Annotated in this window: 19 protein-coding genes; 15 read left to right on the top strand and 4 right to left on the bottom strand. The window is 34.2% G+C overall.

Annotated elements, in window-relative coordinates; translation table 11 throughout:
* The first annotated feature begins 17 nt into the window (after nt 1-17).
* The 5 genes from FHP05_RS02565 (at nt 18) to FHP05_RS02545 (ending at nt 4,925) form a co-directional block, all read left to right on the top strand.
* A complete protein-coding gene (locus FHP05_RS02565; RefSeq protein ID WP_147665660.1) occupies nt 18-1,010 on the top strand; it encodes a thiamine pyrophosphate-dependent dehydrogenase E1 component subunit alpha in 993 nt (330 codons plus the stop codon).
* A 15-nt stretch (nt 1,011-1,025) separates the two neighbouring features.
* On the top strand, nt 1,026-2,009 hold the full coding sequence (locus FHP05_RS02560) for an alpha-ketoacid dehydrogenase subunit beta (RefSeq protein WP_147665659.1): 984 nt from the start codon (nt 1,026-1,028) through the stop codon (nt 2,007-2,009).
* A 24-nt stretch (nt 2,010-2,033) separates the two neighbouring features.
* Nucleotides 2,034-3,308, top strand: coding sequence for a dihydrolipoamide acetyltransferase family protein (locus tag FHP05_RS02555; RefSeq protein ID WP_147665658.1), 1,275 nt, complete (start codon nt 2,034-2,036; stop codon nt 3,306-3,308).
* A gap of 105 nt (nt 3,309-3,413) precedes the next feature.
* On the top strand, nt 3,414-3,845 hold the full coding sequence (locus tag FHP05_RS02550) for a BrxA/BrxB family bacilliredoxin (RefSeq protein ID WP_147665657.1): 432 nt from the start codon (nt 3,414-3,416) through the stop codon (nt 3,843-3,845).
* Nucleotides 3,846-3,932: 87 nt separating this feature from the next.
* Nucleotides 3,933-4,925 (top strand): aromatic acid exporter family protein, encoded by a 993-nt coding sequence (locus FHP05_RS02545; protein WP_147665656.1) that lies wholly within the window; start codon nt 3,933-3,935, stop codon nt 4,923-4,925.
* Between the two features lie 18 nt (nt 4,926-4,943).
* On the opposite strand, the gene prli42 is transcribed toward FHP05_RS02545, so the two are convergent.
* The gene (gene prli42, locus FHP05_RS15240) at nt 4,944-5,081 is read right to left on the bottom strand and encodes a stressosome-associated protein Prli42 (protein ID WP_191126205.1); all 138 of its coding nucleotides are present in this window, start codon (nt 5,079-5,081) and stop codon (nt 4,944-4,946) included.
* Nucleotides 5,082-5,181: 100 nt separating this feature from the next.
* Between prli42 and mce the strand changes: the two genes are divergently transcribed.
* From mce to FHP05_RS02530, 3 genes are all read left to right on the top strand, one after another.
* Entirely contained in the window at nt 5,182-5,610 is a 429-nt protein-coding gene (gene mce, locus FHP05_RS02540) for a methylmalonyl-CoA epimerase (RefSeq protein ID WP_230973906.1), read from the top strand.
* A gap of 200 nt (nt 5,611-5,810) precedes the next feature.
* A complete protein-coding gene (locus tag FHP05_RS02535) occupies nt 5,811-6,938 on the top strand; it encodes a M20/M25/M40 family metallo-hydrolase (RefSeq protein ID WP_147665655.1) in 1,128 nt (375 codons plus the stop codon).
* A 107-nt stretch (nt 6,939-7,045) separates the two neighbouring features.
* A complete protein-coding gene (locus FHP05_RS02530; RefSeq protein ID WP_147665654.1) occupies nt 7,046-8,293 on the top strand; it encodes a DNA polymerase IV in 1,248 nt (415 codons plus the stop codon).
* A 123-nt stretch (nt 8,294-8,416) separates the two neighbouring features.
* Here the strand turns inward: FHP05_RS02530 and rnz are convergent, their stop codons facing one another.
* Both rnz and FHP05_RS02520 read right to left on the bottom strand, forming a co-directional pair.
* Complete coding sequence (gene rnz / locus FHP05_RS02525; RefSeq protein WP_147665653.1) at nt 8,417-9,334, bottom strand: ribonuclease Z; 918 nt, start codon at nt 9,332-9,334, stop codon at nt 8,417-8,419.
* A gap of 26 nt (nt 9,335-9,360) precedes the next feature.
* Nucleotides 9,361-10,107, bottom strand: coding sequence for a glycerophosphodiester phosphodiesterase (locus tag FHP05_RS02520; protein ID WP_147665652.1), 747 nt, complete (start codon nt 10,105-10,107; stop codon nt 9,361-9,363).
* 298 nt (nt 10,108-10,405) lie between these two features.
* On the opposite strand from FHP05_RS02520, the gene FHP05_RS02515 reads away from it, so the two are divergent.
* On the top strand, nt 10,406-11,620 hold the full coding sequence (locus FHP05_RS02515) for a Y-family DNA polymerase (RefSeq protein WP_147665856.1): 1,215 nt from the start codon (nt 10,406-10,408) through the stop codon (nt 11,618-11,620).
* Nucleotides 11,621-11,740: 120 nt separating this feature from the next.
* Here the strand turns inward: FHP05_RS02515 and FHP05_RS02510 are convergent, their stop codons facing one another.
* Entirely contained in the window at nt 11,741-12,661 is a 921-nt protein-coding gene (locus tag FHP05_RS02510; protein WP_147665651.1) for an aldo/keto reductase, read from the bottom strand.
* A gap of 114 nt (nt 12,662-12,775) precedes the next feature.
* Between FHP05_RS02510 and FHP05_RS02505 the strand changes: the two genes are divergently transcribed.
* The 6 genes from FHP05_RS02505 (at nt 12,776) to xerD (ending at nt 17,080) form a co-directional block, all read left to right on the top strand.
* Nucleotides 12,776-13,324, top strand: a complete 549-nt coding sequence (locus FHP05_RS02505; RefSeq protein ID WP_147665650.1) for an NUDIX hydrolase — start codon at nt 12,776-12,778, stop codon at nt 13,322-13,324.
* Between the two features lies 1 nt (nt 13,325).
* Nucleotides 13,326-14,501 (top strand): endonuclease Q family protein, encoded by a 1,176-nt coding sequence (locus FHP05_RS02500; protein WP_147665649.1) that lies wholly within the window; start codon nt 13,326-13,328, stop codon nt 14,499-14,501.
* 100 nt (nt 14,502-14,601) lie between these two features.
* Nucleotides 14,602-15,249: a stage II sporulation protein M gene (gene spoIIM, locus FHP05_RS02495; RefSeq protein ID WP_147665648.1), complete on the top strand. Its 648-nt coding sequence runs from the start codon at nt 14,602-14,604 to the stop codon at nt 15,247-15,249.
* Between the two features lie 121 nt (nt 15,250-15,370).
* Nucleotides 15,371-15,835 carry a ferric iron uptake transcriptional regulator gene (gene fur, locus FHP05_RS02490; protein WP_147665647.1) on the top strand — a complete coding sequence of 155 codons (465 nt, stop codon included), beginning with the start codon at nt 15,371-15,373 and terminating at the stop codon, nt 15,833-15,835.
* A 147-nt stretch (nt 15,836-15,982) separates the two neighbouring features.
* The gene (locus FHP05_RS02485; protein WP_147665646.1) at nt 15,983-16,189 is read left to right on the top strand and encodes a DUF4227 family protein; all 207 of its coding nucleotides are present in this window, start codon (nt 15,983-15,985) and stop codon (nt 16,187-16,189) included.
* Nucleotides 16,190-16,192: 3 nt separating this feature from the next.
* A complete protein-coding gene (gene xerD / locus FHP05_RS02480) occupies nt 16,193-17,080 on the top strand; it encodes a site-specific tyrosine recombinase XerD (protein WP_147665645.1) in 888 nt (295 codons plus the stop codon).

The following is a 17,080-nucleotide window of genomic DNA, read 5'->3' as shown; positions in this document are numbered from 1 at the left end:
TAAGGGAGGGAATAATCATGACTAAGAAACGACATGAATCATTAGGATTATCTGATGAACAAGTCATTGAAATGTATAAAATGATGTTACTAGCTAGAAAAGTAGACGAAAGAATGTGGTTATTAAATCGTGCGGGGAAAATTCCGTTTGTTATTTCCTGTCAAGGTCAGGAAGCTGCACAAGTAGGTGCATCGTTTGCTCTGAATAGAGACGAGGACTACGTTGCGCCATACTATCGGGATTTAGGAGTTGTTTTGGCCTTTGGAATGACGGCAAGAGAGCTTATGTTAGCTGCTTTTGCAAAGGCAGAGGACCCTAACTCTGGTGGACGCCAAATGCCAAGTCATTTTGGTCAGAAGAAAAACCGTATCCTAACAGGTTCATCTCCAGTAACAACGCAAGTACCACACGCAGTTGGCGTAGGTTTAGCCGCTAAAATGGAGGAAAAGGAGATTGTCTCTTTTGTAACATTGGGAGAAGGCTCGTCTAATCAAGGAGACTTTCATGAAGGACTAAATTTTGCTGGCGTTCATAAATTACCTGTAATCACAATGGTTGAAAATAATGGATATGCCATTTCTGTTCCACTTGATAAGCAACTAGCATGTGAAAGTATTGCAGATAGGGGAATTGGATATGGAATGCCTGGTATTTCTGTGGATGGAAATGATCCATTAAAAGTATATGAGGTTGTAAAAAACGCCCGAGAAAGAGCAATAAACGGAGAAGGGCCAACACTGATTGAAGCTAGAACAGCTCGATTTACAGCCCATTCTAGTGATGATGATGACAGTACCTACCGTGACATGCAGGAGGTTGAAAAGGCACGTGAAAATGATCCAATTCTAACGTTTGCAACCTATTTAAAAGAAGCGGATGTTTTAACGGATGATTCACTGAAAGAAATAGATGATGCATTGAAGAAAATTGTCAACGAAGCAACGGACTATGCTGAAAATGCACCATTTGCTGAACCGGAATCCGCTTTAAAATATGTGTATGAAGAATAGGGAGGGAGTATTACAATGACTGTGATGACTTATATCCAGGCAGTAACGACTGCTTTAAAGGAAGAAATGCAACTTGATGAGAATGTGTTTATTTTAGGGGAAGATGTTGGGAAAAAAGGTGGAGTATTCCGTGCAACTGACGGTCTTTATGATGAATTTGGTGAATACCGAGTACTAGATACACCTTTAACAGAATCTGCTATTGCAGGTGTTGGTATTGGTGCGGCGATGTATGGGAAACGCCCTGTTGCAGAAATGCAATTTGCTGATTTTATTATGCCGGCAGTTAACCAAATTATTTCCGAAGCAGCACGGATTAGATATCGTTCCAATAACGACTGGACATGTCCAATCACAATACGAGCTCCTTATGGTGGGGGTGTTCATGGAGGGCTATATCACTCTCAATCTGTTGAAGCTGTGTTTGCTAATCAGCCAGGACTTAAAATTGTTATGCCTTCCACACCATATGATGTAAAAGGATTATTAAAAGCAGCTATACGTGATAATGATCCAGTATTATTCTTTGAACATAAGCGAGCATACCGACTATTAAAAGGGGAAGTTCCTGAAGAAGATTACGTACTTCCAATCGGTAAGGCGGATGTGAAACGAGAAGGTTCCGATGTAACGGTAATTACATACGGACTTTGTGTGCATCTAGCATTACAAGCAGCTGAGAAATTAGAAAAAGAAGGAATAGACACACATATTCTTGATTTAAGAACAGTCTATCCGTTAGATAAAGAGGCTATTATCGAAGCTGCATCCAAAACTGGAAAAGTTTTATTAGTAACTGAAGATAATTTAGAAGGAAGTATTATTGGTGAGGTTTCTGCTATCATTGCTGAAAACTGTTTATTTGATTTAGATGCACCAATTCAACGATTAGCTGGACCAGATATCCCGGCAATGCCATATGCGCAACCAATGGAACGTTATTTTATGGTAGATGAGACAAAAGTAGAAGCAGCAATACGTGATTTGGCGGAATTCTAAAAGGGATTATAAGGAGGGATTATAATGGCCATTGAAAAAATTACAATGCCTAAACTTGGAGAGAGTGTTACCGAGGGCACAATTAATACATGGCTTGTAAAAGAAGGGGATCATGTAGATAAATACGATCCAATTGCAGAGGTAATGACGGACAAGGTAAATGCAGAAGTGCCTTCATCCTTTTCAGGAACAATTAAGGAAATTATTGCAAAAGAAGGGGAAACATTAGAAGTAGGTGAAGTTATTTGCTCGATTGAATTAGAGGGCGGAGCTGCAACTACAGATGAAAAAGCGGATCATCTCGAAGAAACAGAGAATAAACAAGCACAAACAACAGAAGATACTTCTGACCAAACGATGAAAAAGCGTTATTCCCCCGCTGTCTTAAGATTAGCCCAAGAACATGATATTAATTTACTTGATGTAGAGGGAACTGGACGTGGTGGAAGAATCACCCGAAAAGATGTCGAAAAGGTCATTGCTAGTGGTAAAGCAGAAACGAACAATGTAATTTCTAACCAACAAGAAACATCAGAAAAAGCTGAATCAAAAAGCGTTCCTTCTAAACCGGAAACATCTATAACTCCTGAAGCTGATACAGGTGATATAGAAATACCAGTTAGTGGTGTGCGTAAAGCAATCGCAAATAATATGGTTCGTTCTACGACAGAAATTCCACATGCATGGATGACAGTGGAAGTGGATGTTACAGATCTTGTTTCATACCGAAATGAAATCAAGCAATCATTCAAAGAAAAAGAAGGATTTAATGTAACGTATTTTGCGTTTTTTGTAAAAGCTGTAGCACAGGCATTAAAAGAATTTCCACAGATGAACAGTATGTGGGCAGGGGATAAAATTATCCAGAAAAAAGATATTAACCTTTCCATTGCTGTAGCAAAAGATGACGAATTATTTGTTCCTGTCATTAAGCACGCTGATGAGAAAAGTATTAAAGGAATTGCAAAATCTATCCATGAACTTGCCATGAAAGCACGGTCTGGTAAACTTTCTATGGATGATATGCAAGGTGGTACATTTACGGTAAACAATACAGGATCATTTGGTTCTGTACAGTCCATGGGTGTCATTAATCCACCACAAGCAGCTATTTTACAAGTAGAATCAATTGTAGAGCGTCCCGTCGTTCTAAATGGAATGATTGGTGTACGAAATATGGTTAATCTATGCTTATCACTTGACCATCGTGTTTTAGACGGATTAATTTCAGGTCAATTCTTAGCTAGAGTGAAAGAAATACTAGAAAATATGAATAAACAAACGACAAATGTTTATTAATTGATTACCCGAAAGGCTGCAAATTGAATTATTTGTTTAAAATTGGTAAGCTAGAAATGTGAAATAAAATACTTTAACATTTAATGATAAAAGGTGGGTAATCAGATGGATTTCAATATGTTTATGAACGATGTAGTCAATGTTGCACGCGAAGATATGAAGGAAGCGGGTTACGAGGAGCTTACAACTCCAGAAGAAGTAGACACTGCTTTAAGTCGAAAAGGAACTACATTAGTAATGATAAATTCTGTCTGCGGTTGTGCTGGCGGTGTTGCTAGACCAGCAGCAGCAAATGCAATACATTATGATAAACGTCCAGAACACCTAGTAACTGTATTTGCTGGACAAGATAAGGAAGCTACAGAAAAAGCACGTGAATATTTTGTTGGATTTCCTCCTTCTTCACCATCTTTTGCTTTCTTAAAAGATGGTGAAATTGTTACAATGGTTGAGCGTCACGATATTGAAGGTTTTAGCCCAGTAGATGTGATGACAAAACTTCAAAATATTTTTGATGAACATTGTGAAGAAATATAATTTTTAATATGATATAAAGAAGGCTGTCTCTATATTGGGCCAGCCTTTGTTATTTTTTAAAGTTATTGAGTGGAGAGGGACATTCCTATGAAAATTGGCTATCGAACAATTAAAACTGCTGTAGGTACCCCAATTGCTATTTCTATTGCTCAATTTTTAGAGTTGGAAAATTTCGTTACCGCTGGGATCCTTACGATGCTCTGTATCCAACCTTCTAGAAAGCAATCTGTTGATAGTGCATGGAATCGTTTTGCAGCTTCTATTCTTGCTAGTTTATTTTCCTTCTTCTTTTTTGAAGTATTTGGTTATAATACAATTGTATTAGGGGTGATGCTTGCCTTTTTCATTCCTACTACAGTTTTATTGAAAATTAGCCAAGGAATTACAACGAGTTCTGTCATTATTATTAACTTATATAGTGCAGAGTATATTGATTATCTATTTTTATTCAATCAATTTATGCTAATTTTTGTAGGTGTAGGTGTTGGACTTTTAGTGAATTTATATATGCCGAGTCTGGATAAATCACTAAAAGGAAAACAAAAAAGATTAGAAAGTTATTTCCAAACTATTTTACATGAAATTGCGTTATATATAAGAAATAAGAATATGGATTGGGCTGGGAAAGAATTAGTTGAAGCGCAGAAATTGCTTGACGAGACGCTTGATTTAGCAGAATTAGATCGAGAAAACCATATGTTTCGCTCAAAACACACATATTATGATTACTTTAACATGCGTAGGAAACAATTCATTCTTCTAGAAAGAATGCTCCCACTTGTAGTAAAATTACCAAATACAGATACAGTTTCAGAACAAATAGCTAATTTTTTCGAAAAACTGTCAAAATCTGTACACCCTGAGAATACAGCGGTTGTTTTCTTAGAGGAGCTGGAGGATTTACGTGAGCAATTTTTAGATGAAGATTTACCATCAACGAAAAAGGAATTTGAAACAAGAGCAAATCTATTTCGTTTATTACATGAAATTGAAGACTATTTGATTTTAAAAAAGCGATTCAAAAAAACAGATTTCGAATTTGTGAAACGAATGAAAAAGACTGGTAAAAAAAGTGTTTAATAACCAGTCTTTCCCTTTTTATATAAACACCGATAAGCCCATTGTAATTGCAGATAATACCATAGCAAAAATCATGACGTAGATAGCCATCTTCATTCTACGTTCACGTTTTGATTTCCTTTTTGGATAAGCCTTTTTTGGTTGGTTTTTGGCCATTTTAATGTCCCCTTTCATACAAGCATACTAACTGTATTTTATCGTTAAATGTGGATTTGGACAAGAGGAAAATGAAATATTCGTTAAGGAGTGGGGAAGGGTGAATGATATTCAAAAGGTTTTTCCTCCAAGCAAAATAGACCATATTGGAATTGCAGTTCATTCTATTGAGAAAGCTTTATCTTTTTACATAGAACTTTTGGGTCTATCACTGGAAAAAATAGAAAGTGTTCCTTCTGAAGGAGTAAAAGTTGCTTTTTTAAAAATAGGAGAAACACGAATAGAATTGCTAGAACCGCTACATAAAGAATCATCCATTTATACATATTTACAAAAAAATGGAGAAGGTATTCATCATATTGCATTGGAAACGAAAAATATGGAAAGCCAATTAGAACAACTAATGAAGAATGGTGTAAAAGTCATTCCTAAAACCCCGAAAAAAGGGGCAAATAATAAACAAATTAGCTTTATTCACCCCCATTCTACTCACGGTGTGTTATATGAGCTATGTTCTAAAATAAACTAGGTTGCTTTCTAAAAAATGGTGGTATCGGAATTCAACTTTAAAAAATATGATCAATAATGTATCAAAAACATTCTAAACTAAAAAGAAGACTGGGGAATCTCCCTTGGTTACTTACTGCAATGGTTAAATACTTTATGATAAAATTGTAATTGTGATTTTATTTATGGATAAAAAGGTTTAAAATAGGAGGACTTGGATCTATGATCAAAATTAATCAACAACGACTAATTGATGAATTTATGGAATTAGTACAAATTGACTCAGAAACAAAAAATGAAGCCAATATAGCCAAGGTGCTAAAAGAAAAATTTACTGGACTTGGTTTAGAAATAGTAGAAGATGATGCCAAAGAGAAAACAGGGCATGGAGCTGGTAATTTAATCTGTACACTAAAAGGTACAAAAGAAGATGCAGATACAATCTATTTTACATCCCATATGGACACTGTTGTTCCTGGACAAGGAATTAAACCGTCTATTAAGGATGGATATATCGTCTCTGATGGAACAACTATTTTAGGAGCAGATGATAAGGCTGGATTAGCAGCTATTATAGAAACCATTCGTTCTTTAAAGGAAAATAATGTGGAACATGGAGATGTTCAATTTGTCATTACAGTAGGAGAAGAGTCAGGATTAGTCGGTGCAAAAGCGCTTGATTCTAGTCTGATTCATGCAAAATATGGCTATGCCATTGATAGTAATGGTCAAGTTGGTGATATTATTGTAGCCGCACCAACACAAGCAAAAGTATTTGCTGTCATTAGAGGCAAGACAGCACATGCAGGTGTTGCACCTGAAAAAGGAGTTTCTGCCATTACCTTAGCTTCTAAAGCAGTTGCTAAGATGCCACTTGGTAGAATTGATGAAGATACAACCGCAAATATCGGTCGATTTGAAGGTGGGAAACAGACAAATATTGTTTGTGATTATGTAGAGATATTTGCTGAAGCAAGATCACTCGTACCAGAAAAAATGGAAAAACAAGTAGCGAAAATGAAAGAAGCTTTTGAATCAACTGCAAAAGAATATGGTGGTGAGGCAGAAGTTGATGTGAAAGTAATGTATCCTGGCTTTAAGCAAGAAGCTGGTGATGAAGTTGTTGAAGTGGCTAGAGAAGCTGCTAAAACAATTGGGCGTGAAAGTAAATTATTAAAAAGTGGTGGAGGTAGTGATGCAAATGTCATTAGTGGATTTGGCATCCCCACTGTCAATCTAGCGGTTGGATATGAAGAAATTCACACAACAAATGAACGCATACCTGTTGATGAGTTAGTAAAAGTGACAGAATTAGTACAAGCGATTATTATAGAAGTAGCAAATAAATAATATGTATAAAATCCTAGCAAATCGTTGTTAGGATTTTTTGCATTTGTTATGTGGTATAATAGAAACAATTGTTCTTGTTTGTATTATTTACAAAAAGGGTGTTTCACATGTTACAGTTCAAACCACAAAAAGGGAGAATTATTTTTCACATCGATATGAACTGTTTTTACGCATCAGTGGAAATGGCCTACGATAAAAAGTTAAAAGGAAAAGCCTTGGCGATTGCTGGTAATCCAGAAGAAAGAAAGGGAATCATCGTAACGAGTAGTTATGAAGCAAGAGCAAAAGGTGTTAAAACAACAATGCCTTTATGGCAAGCAAGAAAATTATGCCCAAATTTAATGGTGAAAAGACCTAATTTTGAACGATACCGTAAAGCCTCCCGAAAAATATTTCAGCTGTTATCTGAAATCACGCCATTGGTGGAACCGGTTTCTATTGATGAGGGATATTTAGATGTCACAGAAGTTGACTATCCAAGAGGCTCTATTCAGTTAGCAAAAGATTTGCAACAGGCTATTAAAAATAGATTAGATCTACCTTGTAGTATCGGGATTGCACCAAACAAATTCCTTGCAAAGACAGCTTCTGATATGAAAAAACCAATGGGAATCACTGTATTACGTAAACGCGAATTAAACGAAAAGCTTTGGCCACTTCCAATTGAGAAAATGCATGGGGTAGGGCAGAAAACAGCAGAAAAATTACATTCTATCCAAATTAAAACAATTGGTGATTTAGCCAAGAAGGATGTCTATATATTAAAACAATTATTAGGTATAAATGGAGAGCGTTTGAACAATCGAGCAAATGGGATTGATCCGAGGATAGTTGACCCTAAGGCTGTTCATGAGTTTAAAAGTATTGGTAGTTCACAAACACTTCCAAGGGATACAACAGATGAGCAAGTCATTGTCCAACTAATGAAACAGCTTTCTCTTCAGGTAGAACGTAGAATAAAAAGAAAACAATCATCAGGAAGAACGGTTCAATTAATGATACGTTTCCAGGATAGAAATACAATTACAAGAAGTAAAACATTACCATCTTATATTGATAATGAAGAAGATATTATGTCCGTAGCATATGAATTATTTAAAACACACTGGGATGGAAAGCCTATTCGTCTAATTGGAATTACTTTACAGGACATAGAGGAGAAGAAAAATATTGTCCATCAGCTCGATTTATTCACGTATGAAAAAGAAGAAGGAAAAGAAAAACTTCAAACTGCTATCCAAGAATTAACATCTAAATATGGAGAAAATCCTTTTAAACAACTTGACGAACAACCAAAGGATGAGCAACCAAGAACCAGCTTTCAAAAAGACTTTCTAGATGATTATTTAAAATAATTATTACACTGTGTAGTTTATTGGATTCTATTCAAAAATTATTCAAATCAATTATAAACAAAACGAAGATTAAGAAGGAATCAAAGCCTTTCTCAATCTTCGTTTTCCTTTGGATTGAATCAACTATTCTATCGTGGTTTCAAAAAAGTCCTCTGCTAAGATTGTATTATGAAAGATATCTTTCGCTTCTTCTAACAAGATAGGGTAGTCTATTGACTGATAGCGTGAAGAAATATGGGTTAAGATAAGTTTTCTTACAGCACTATTTTTCGCTAACAATGCAGCCTGTTCTGTAGTGGAATGATAGTATTTCTCTGCAAGTTCCTTATTTTCCTTATTAAATGTTGCTTCATGAACAAGTACATCGGATCCCTGGACAAATTTTTGGTTTTTTTCTGTTGATTTTGTATCGCCAAGAATGGATATAATTCTTCCATGTTTTGTAGGTCCAAGGAAATCTTTTCGGAAAATAACTTCCCCATTTGGTAGTGTATATGTTTCATTTTCTTTTATTTGTTTATAAATAGGTCCTGGTGGTATCCCCATTTTTATTAGTTTGTCAACTTGTAGTTTTCCTGGTCTATCTTTTTCAACAATACGAAAACCGAAGCTAGGAATTCCATGATTGAGTTTTTTACAATACATTTCAAAATTTTCACTTTCTGCTATTTTTCCTTCCTTTAATTCTTCAATTATAAGGGGATAAGTGAGGTGCGTTGCACTTAACTCTAAACTGGTTTCAATGTATTCTTTAATTCCTGTTGGTCCATAAATGGTTAATGGTTGATTTCCCCCTTGAAAAGACCGGCTACTTAAAAAACCTGGTAAACCAAAAATATGATCTCCATGCAAATGTGTAACAAATATTTTATTTATTTTTCGTGGTTTGATAGAGGTGTAAAGAATTTGATGTTGGGTTGCTTCCCCACAATCAAATAACCAAACACTATTTGCTTCTTGTAATAAAGAAAGAGCAATGCTTGATACATTTCGTTCTTTCGAAGGCATACCAGCACCTGTACCTAGAAAAGTTAATTTCATATACTATCACTCCTACATTCCATACCTTATTCTTTTATTATTTGATTATATATGTTTTGTATGTTTATTGCTTTGTCAGGAACATCTGTTATTATACCATCACATTTATAATGAAGACATTTGAGTAGATGTCTTTTTTTATTAACTGTGTAGACACGTAAAGGAATTTCCGCCTTTTTTGATTGATGGACCATGTTTTTACGTAATAGGCGATAATGAATATGTAGTGCATCTGCCCCTATCTCTTTGCTGTATGGGATTAAATCTTTTTGGCGTTTGGATGTGATGAATGCTTTGTGTACCCTTTGAGGTGTCTTCGTAAGGCGTTGAATACTTTTTGGATTAAAACTAGATAAAATAGTACGATCAATTAATTGATAATGCTCTAGCATTTCTAAAACGATTTCCTCTAAATTTTTATAATCTATTTTACTATTTTTTAACTCTAGATTTAAGGAGATTGATTTCGATTGAACCCATGCTAAAAAATGTTCTAACGAAACGATGCTAGTTCCTCTATATTTTTTAGAAAAATGAGTACCAACATCAAGCGCAATGATTTCATCATATGTAAAATCTTTAATATAACCTTTATGACTGGTTACTCGGTTTATTTTGATGTCATGAAATAAAATGGGAACACGATCTTTTGTCAATTGAACATCGGTTTCAATGATATCTGCGCCTAACTCATATGCCATTTGAAATGCTGGCATTGTATTTTCAGGTGCATATTTACTTGCCCCTCGATGAGCAATTATTTTAACAGGCATCTTTGCATCCACCTCTCTATTTGATTGTGTTTTATTTTCGTTAAGATGTCAATTCCTTTTTCATTTCCCTTGGCAAAAAATACAACTTGAAAACAGGAACATATATTCGTATAATTTATAATATGCTATAGAAAATAAAAATATTTTCGATACAGTATTATTGCTTCGAATTGATTCATTAATTTTTCCAATAACAATAACCTTTAAGAAAAGAGTTTAAAACAGAAAGGGGTAATTTCTGTTGAATTCAAATATTGATTATTATGCACTTCCTAGACGAAATATTTTATGTATAGATATGAAAAGCTTTTATGCAAGTTGTGCTGCCTTAATTAATGGACTTGATCCACTAACTACTTATTTAGCAGTTGTGGCTGATGTAAATAGAAAGGGAAGTGTTGTATTAGCTGCCACCCCTGCATTAAAGCGGGATTTTGGTATACGTACAGGAAATCGTTTATTTGAAGTTCCGCATGATGATAGAATTATACTTGTATCCGCCCAAATGAGTTTATATTTACAAGTATCTATGGAAATTACACGCTTATTTAATAAATATGTTCCAGAAGAGTCTATTCATACGTATAGTGTGGATGAAAGTTTTTTAAATGTTGACGGAACAGAGCATATTTTCGGTGATGCCGAAACAATTGCACATTTAATTATAGAAGAGTTAAAGGATACATTTGGTTTGACAGCGGCCATCGGGATTGGCCCGAACATGCTTATGGCGAAATTATGTCTTGATTTAGAGGCGAAGAAAAAAGGAGTAGCCCGGTGGACATATGCAGATGTTTCAAAGAAATTATGGCCTGTCTCTCCTTTATCTAAAATGTGGGGGATTGGTCTGCCACTAGAGAAAAGATTAAATCGAATGGGAATTTCTACAGTTGGGCAATTAGCTAATTATTCCTTAAAACAATTAGAAAAAGTATTTGGTGTGATGGGAAATCAATTATTTTATCATGCCAATGGAGTGGACTTATCGGAATTAGGTGCTCCTATATTAGAAGGACAAATAAGTTATGGAAAAAGTCAAGTTTTATTACGAGATTATCAACATACAGAAGATATTGCCTATGTTATTTTAGAAATGTGTGAGGAAGTGACTAGAAGGGCACGTAATAATAAAAAAGTAGGTAGGACTATTTCTCTTGGAATTGGATATAGCAAAGAAGAAGGTGGTGGAGGCTTTCATCGCTCATTTACACTGCAAACACCTACTAATATTACAATGGAAGTATACCATACATGTATGTACTTATTTAAAAAGTTTTACAACCAACAAACTGTACGAAAAATATCTATTACTTTAGGAAATATGACAGATGATGAAGGAATCCAACTTCAGTTATTTACAAAGTCAAGAGTTCATGAACGAAAGCTTGGTTATGTGATGGATCATGTACGTGAGCAGCATGGACAAGATGCATTACTACGAGCAGTATCATTTACAGATTCAGGAACAGCTCGTAGGCGTGGGAAACTTATTGGAGGACATTATGCAAAATAAAGTGGAACTTCAATTAGTGTGAGAATTTTTCCCCACTACCTTTGAAATCTTGAAGTAAGGATCTTACAGTTAGCTAAGTGATGTTTAACAGGACTAATCTTGAAATTAGTCCTGTTAAATTCATCGATGACTCGCATAGCTGATTGGTTTTGTAAGTTCTTGTATTTTTCTATATATTGTACCATTCATTGGAGTATTTAAATGAATATGGATATTCTCCTTTATTTGCTCTAGAGAACTTGCGCCAAATACAGCACTACTTACAACCGAGCTTTTTAGAATATATTTTAAAGCAAGTTCATTCATAAATTGTCCTTCTTCTAAATAGCTAGATAGCTCTTTAAAAATTGTTTGTAGTTCTGTCACTGTATAGTCAAGATAACCATCAGCACCTTTTTCTTGGATAATATGATTTCCGTTTGATGAGAGCATTCCTTTTGCTAAAGGGCCACGTGCAAGTACACTAATCCCATTTGATTCAAGTAAAGAAAGTATCTCTTCTTCAGGTCGTCTATCCAATAAGTTGTATTGCATCATAACAGCATCAATATTGGAGTGTTTTACATACTCACGAATAACATTTGGACGAATAGAAGATATTCCATAAGCTCGAATTAATCCCTCTTTTTTCAATTGTTCAAAGGCATCAATCGTTTCTTCAATTGGATCATCAATAGTTCCGCCATGCAACATATAAAAATCGATATAGTCTGTTTGCAAACGGCGAAGGCTTTCCTTTACAGCCGTTTTTATATATTTCTTAGAAGGATCCCAAAACCAGTCTCGTTTTTCAGAATCAAAATGGTTTCCAACCTTGGTTGTTAAAATAATCTGATCACGTTTCTTTTTAATGACTTCACCAATTATTTCTTCATTTTTACCGAAATCATATAAGTCTGCTGTATCAAGGTGATTAATTCCATTGTCTAAAGCATAATCAATTATTCGTTCTGCATCTTGTTTATTTGTTCCAAGGGACATAGTTCCTAATGTTAATTCAGAAATACATAGATCAGATTTTCCTAATCTTTTTTTCTTCAATACTGTCACATCCTTTAATATCTATTGTAGAAAGACTTCCACCGAATGACAACCATTTTATAATGGACATATGCTACAATATAAGTTGAGAACTGATGTAAAGGGTGAGATATTGTGCAAAGTTTTTTTGAAAAAACAACGAAAACAAAACCAATTTTTAAAGGTAAAGTTGTTCAATTACAGGTAGATGATGTAGAGCTACCAAATGGAGAAATGGCAAAACGTGAGATCATTAGACATCCAGGTGCAGTCGCTGTTATTCCAGTAACAAAAGAAGGAAAAATTGTTTTCGTGAAACAATATCGAAAACCACTTGAGAAAGTATTGATTGAAATTCCAGCAGGTAAATTAGAATCTGGAGAAGCACCTGAAAAAACAGCAGTAAGGGAATTAGAAGAAGAAACTGGGTTTACAACAAACGATTTGACATTTGTAACTTCTTTCTATACATCACCAGGTTTCGCTGATGAACTGATGTATATTTATTTAACGACGGAATTAGAAGCATTGGAACAACCTCCAGCAGGTGATGAAGATGAATTCATTGAGTTAATAGAATTAACATTAGAAGAAGCAAAACAATATGTAAAAGAAAACAAAATACATGATGCAAAGACAAATTTTGCCATATTGTATCTGGAAATGTTGGAGTGTGTAAAGTGATATGAATGCATACTTTGCTGACCTGCATATACATATAGGTCGGGATATGTACGGTCATCCTGTAAAAATAACAGGATCAAAAAAGCTTACATTAACAAATATATTAAAAGAGTCTAGCCGTAATAAAGGAATTCATATTATTGGCGTAATTGATACCCATGCACCAAATGTACAACTCGAAATAAAGAAATTGATGGATCAAGGCTTAGCAAAAGAGCTTGCTGATGGGGGAATTCGATTCGAGGATGTAACCCTTATTTTGGGAAGTGAAATAGAAGTTTATGATGAGTTTTGTCAAGGACCAATCCATGTTCTCTGTTTCTTTCCATATTTAAAGGAAATGGAAGCATTCTCTAAGTGGCTATCCACTAAAATGAAAAATATTACCTTAAGCTCACAAAGGTATTACGGGACAGCAAAAGAACTGCAATACAAAGTAAAGGAGCTTTCAGGAATCTTTATACCTGCCCATGTTTTCACTCCTTTTAAAAGCATGTATGGTAAAGGAGTGAAGCAATCATTAGCAGAGGTTCTTGATCCTGATTTAATAGATGGTATTGAATTAGGACTTAGTTCAGATACATGGATGGCTGATAAAATCGAGGAACTTCATAACTATACTTTCTTATCGAATTCTGATGCTCATTCTTTAGGTAAAATTGCACGTGAATATCAACAAATTTATGTGAAGGATCCTTCTTTCAAAGAGTTGGTATGGGCACTTCACAATATCAATGACAGGAAGTGGTTAAAAAACTTCGGCATGAATCCAAAGCTTGGTAAATATTATTCCACTGTATGTCAAGAATGTTTTCAATTACATCCGCCAACTGCAAAACAATGCAAACATTGTGGTTCGAATAAAATAATTAAAGGTGTATTTGACCGTATTCAAGAAGTTGGTCAAACAGATATAGAACATCCTAAACGCCCACCATATTTGTATCAAGTGCCTTTAGAATATCTGCCATCACTAGGGCCAAAAACATATCAAAAATTACTGCTAGCATTTGGAACGGAAATGAATGTAATCCATCACGCTTCTTACGAGGAATTACTAGAAGTTGTTCCAGAGAGGCTCACCAAGATGATCATGAGCATGCGAGAAGGGAAATTAGCTATTGAAGCTGGTGGAGGCGGAAAATATGGCCGTGTTTCAGAAGGAAAAACAAAATAAGTAAAAACTCTTAAAAAACAAAAATATAGATTGAAAAGACATGTTCACTAGATATCCTTCATAGATTTAATATAGAACTGAAAATGAATGGAGGATATCTATGTATGAACAAAAAACGATTGCCATTGCCCACATAAAAGAACATGCAACAACCTATGTTTTTATGATTATTTTATTTCTAACTGGAATCACGTTTGGTGCATTTATTGTAAATAGTATGCATTTCGTTCAAAAACAAGATTTATTTTTTTATTTAGAAAGATTTTTTGGTGAATTTGTAACAGAAAATTCAATTAATCGTTTGGAAATATTAAAAGGAAGTTTTCTATACCATGTAAAATATTTATTGCTCATCTTTATTTTAGGACTATCAGTTATTGGTCTACCAATTGTATGGATATTATTATTTCTAAAAGGATTAGTTGTTGGCTTTACGGTAGGATTTCTTGTGAATCAGCTCGGAATAAAAGGTTTTTTAATTGCTTCGTTATCTATTGCTCCACAAAACTTATTTATCATACCAGTTTATTTAATAGCTGGTAGTTTATCAATGATTTTCTCGATATCATTAATAAATAAGTTGTTTTCTCGGAAAATATCACAACAAGTTTTTCGACCATTTGGCCAATATATGGTTATTTTTGGTATTCTTTTGATCATTTCGTTTTTTGCAGCTAGTGTTGAGGCGTTTGTTTCTAATGGGGCAATGCAATCTTTTATTAAGGCATATTACTCACCATCAAAATAAAAAGCATATTTTCATTTTGAAATTACGGCGTTTTCTTATATAATAATAATACTAATTATATTTTGACAGTCATTTTTTGTGTGCATATAATAAAGATGGGATATGAGGGAGGGAATCTGTCATGGAACATCGTCTTGACCGAATTAAAAAACAACTCCATGCACAAAGTTATAAATTAACTCCGCAAAGAGAAGCAACTGTAAAGGTTTTATTAGAACGAGAAGAGGACCATTTAAGTGCAGAAGACATTTATTTATTAGTAAAAGATAAAGCACCAGAAATTGGATTAGCAACGGTATATCGTACATTGGAATTATTACTCGAATTACAAATTGTTGAAAAAATTAATTTTGGTGATGGAGTTTCTAGATATGATCTTCGTCAGGAAGGGTTTGAACATTTTCACCATCATCTTGTATGTGTTGAATGTGGTTCCATTGAGGAAATTTTCGATAATTTATTAGAAGATGTTGAAAAAAGAGTTGAAAAAGAATGGGGATTTCAAGTACAAGACCATCGTTTAACTTTTCACGGTGTTTGTAAACAATGTAAAAAAGAAAAAGCAGCAATGAAAACAACAACATAAAAAGATAGTTAGCCTTTTTTCACAAGGAAGAAAGGCTTGTTTATGTTATTTTAGTGAATAAATAGAAAAATTTAATAGAAAACTGTATAAAACCATTCATTTTTGGCATATCTTTTAATAAGTGAGTAAAAAGAGAGGTAATGCTAGATGAAAAGGATGGTTTGGCGTTCGGTAAAATTATTTATTGTGTTCATTGCATGCACTGTTTTGTTTTATTTAGGATTGCGTATTATGCATATTGAATATGAGCAGTTTCAACGATATGATCCACCAGAGGGACCTGCTATAAAAGTTTTTAATAATGAAGGGGAGTATAAAAATCGTTTTCACCCTTTTTTAAGATTTGGAGAGTAATATATGCTAAAATATGCTACAAAGGATTTTTATCATTATTTACAAATAGAAAGAGGCCTTTCTGATAACACAATAACAGCATACCGTCGAGATATAGATAAATATTGTATTTTTATAATGAAAGAGATTAAAAAAAAGGATTGGAAATTCGTAACAAGATTAGATATTGTTTCCTTCTTACGTCAGCTAAAAGAAGAAGGAAAATCATCCGCAACAATTAGAAGAACAACTTCTTCCTTACGCATGTTCCATCGATTTTTATATAGAGAAGAAATTGTAGACATTGATGTAAGTCAACATATTGAAATCCCCAAAAAAGAACGAAAACTACCAAATATTCTCTCAACAGAAGAGGTTGAAGCTTTATTAAATATAAAACAGGACACGCCACTACATATTCGAAATAAGGCAATGCTTGAGCTTCTTTATGCTACAGGTTTACGTGTAACAGAGCTGATTGAATTAAAAGTAGGAGATTTTCATTTGACAATGGGTTTTGTCCATTGTTTCGGAAAAGGTTCAAAAGAACGAATTATCCCGGTTGGAGATTTAGCTTTACAGGCAGTGAGTGATTATTTACAACATGCACGACCTATGTTAAAAAAAGGTGATGAAAATACATTGTTTTTAAATCATCATGGTCGTCCTTTAACAAGGCAAGGGTTTTGGAAAATCATTAAGAAACTTGCAAAACAAGCACATATCAATAAAAAGATATCTCCACATATGTTACGCCATTCATTTGCTACTCATTTATTAGAAAACGGTGCAGATTTACGTGCCGTTCAGGAAATGCTTGGTCATGAAGACATTTCAACAACACAAATTTATACACATGTAACAAAAGCTCGTATGAAAGATGTTTATAAAAAATATCATCCAAGAGCATAA

Source organism: Cerasibacillus terrae (assembly GCF_008039555.1).
Taxonomy (GTDB): Bacteria; Bacillota; Bacilli; order Bacillales; family Amphibacillaceae; genus Cerasibacillus; species Cerasibacillus terrae.
The sequence above is the reverse complement of the archived record's forward strand: the minus strand, read 5'-3'. Positions and strand labels throughout refer to the sequence as shown.

What these genes read in the sequence shown, in the direction of transcription:
- FHP05_RS02545 (WP_147665656.1), top strand. Translation starts at nt 3,933, where the DNA reads ATGAAAATTGGCTATCGAACAATTAAAACTGCTGTAGGTACCCCAATT.
- FHP05_RS02520 (WP_147665652.1), bottom strand. Translation starts at nt 10,107, where the DNA reads ATGCCTGTTAAAATAATTGCTCATCGAGGGGCAAGTAAATATGCACCT.
- fur (WP_147665647.1), top strand. Translation starts at nt 15,371, where the DNA reads ATGGAACATCGTCTTGACCGAATTAAAAAACAACTCCATGCACAAAGT.
- xerD (WP_147665645.1), top strand. Translation starts at nt 16,193, where the DNA reads ATGCTAAAATATGCTACAAAGGATTTTTATCATTATTTACAAATAGAA.
- FHP05_RS02485 (WP_147665646.1), top strand. Translation starts at nt 15,983, where the DNA reads ATGAAAAGGATGGTTTGGCGTTCGGTAAAATTATTTATTGTGTTCATT.
- FHP05_RS02555 (WP_147665658.1), top strand. Translation starts at nt 2,034, where the DNA reads ATGGCCATTGAAAAAATTACAATGCCTAAACTTGGAGAGAGTGTTACC.
- spoIIM (WP_147665648.1), top strand. Translation starts at nt 14,602, where the DNA reads ATGTATGAACAAAAAACGATTGCCATTGCCCACATAAAAGAACATGCA.
- FHP05_RS02565 (WP_147665660.1), top strand. Translation starts at nt 18, where the DNA reads ATGACTAAGAAACGACATGAATCATTAGGATTATCTGATGAACAAGTC.
- FHP05_RS02560 (WP_147665659.1), top strand. Translation starts at nt 1,026, where the DNA reads ATGACTGTGATGACTTATATCCAGGCAGTAACGACTGCTTTAAAGGAA.
- FHP05_RS02535 (WP_147665655.1), top strand. Translation starts at nt 5,811, where the DNA reads ATGATCAAAATTAATCAACAACGACTAATTGATGAATTTATGGAATTA.
- FHP05_RS02515 (WP_147665856.1), top strand. Translation starts at nt 10,406, where the DNA reads ATGAAAAGCTTTTATGCAAGTTGTGCTGCCTTAATTAATGGACTTGAT.
- FHP05_RS02530 (WP_147665654.1), top strand. Translation starts at nt 7,046, where the DNA reads ATGTTACAGTTCAAACCACAAAAAGGGAGAATTATTTTTCACATCGAT.
- FHP05_RS02500 (WP_147665649.1), top strand. Translation starts at nt 13,326, where the DNA reads ATGAATGCATACTTTGCTGACCTGCATATACATATAGGTCGGGATATG.
- FHP05_RS02550 (WP_147665657.1), top strand. Translation starts at nt 3,414, where the DNA reads ATGGATTTCAATATGTTTATGAACGATGTAGTCAATGTTGCACGCGAA.
- prli42 (WP_191126205.1), bottom strand. Translation starts at nt 5,081, where the DNA reads ATGGCCAAAAACCAACCAAAAAAGGCTTATCCAAAAAGGAAATCAAAA.
- rnz (WP_147665653.1), bottom strand. Translation starts at nt 9,334, where the DNA reads ATGAAATTAACTTTTCTAGGTACAGGTGCTGGTATGCCTTCGAAAGAA.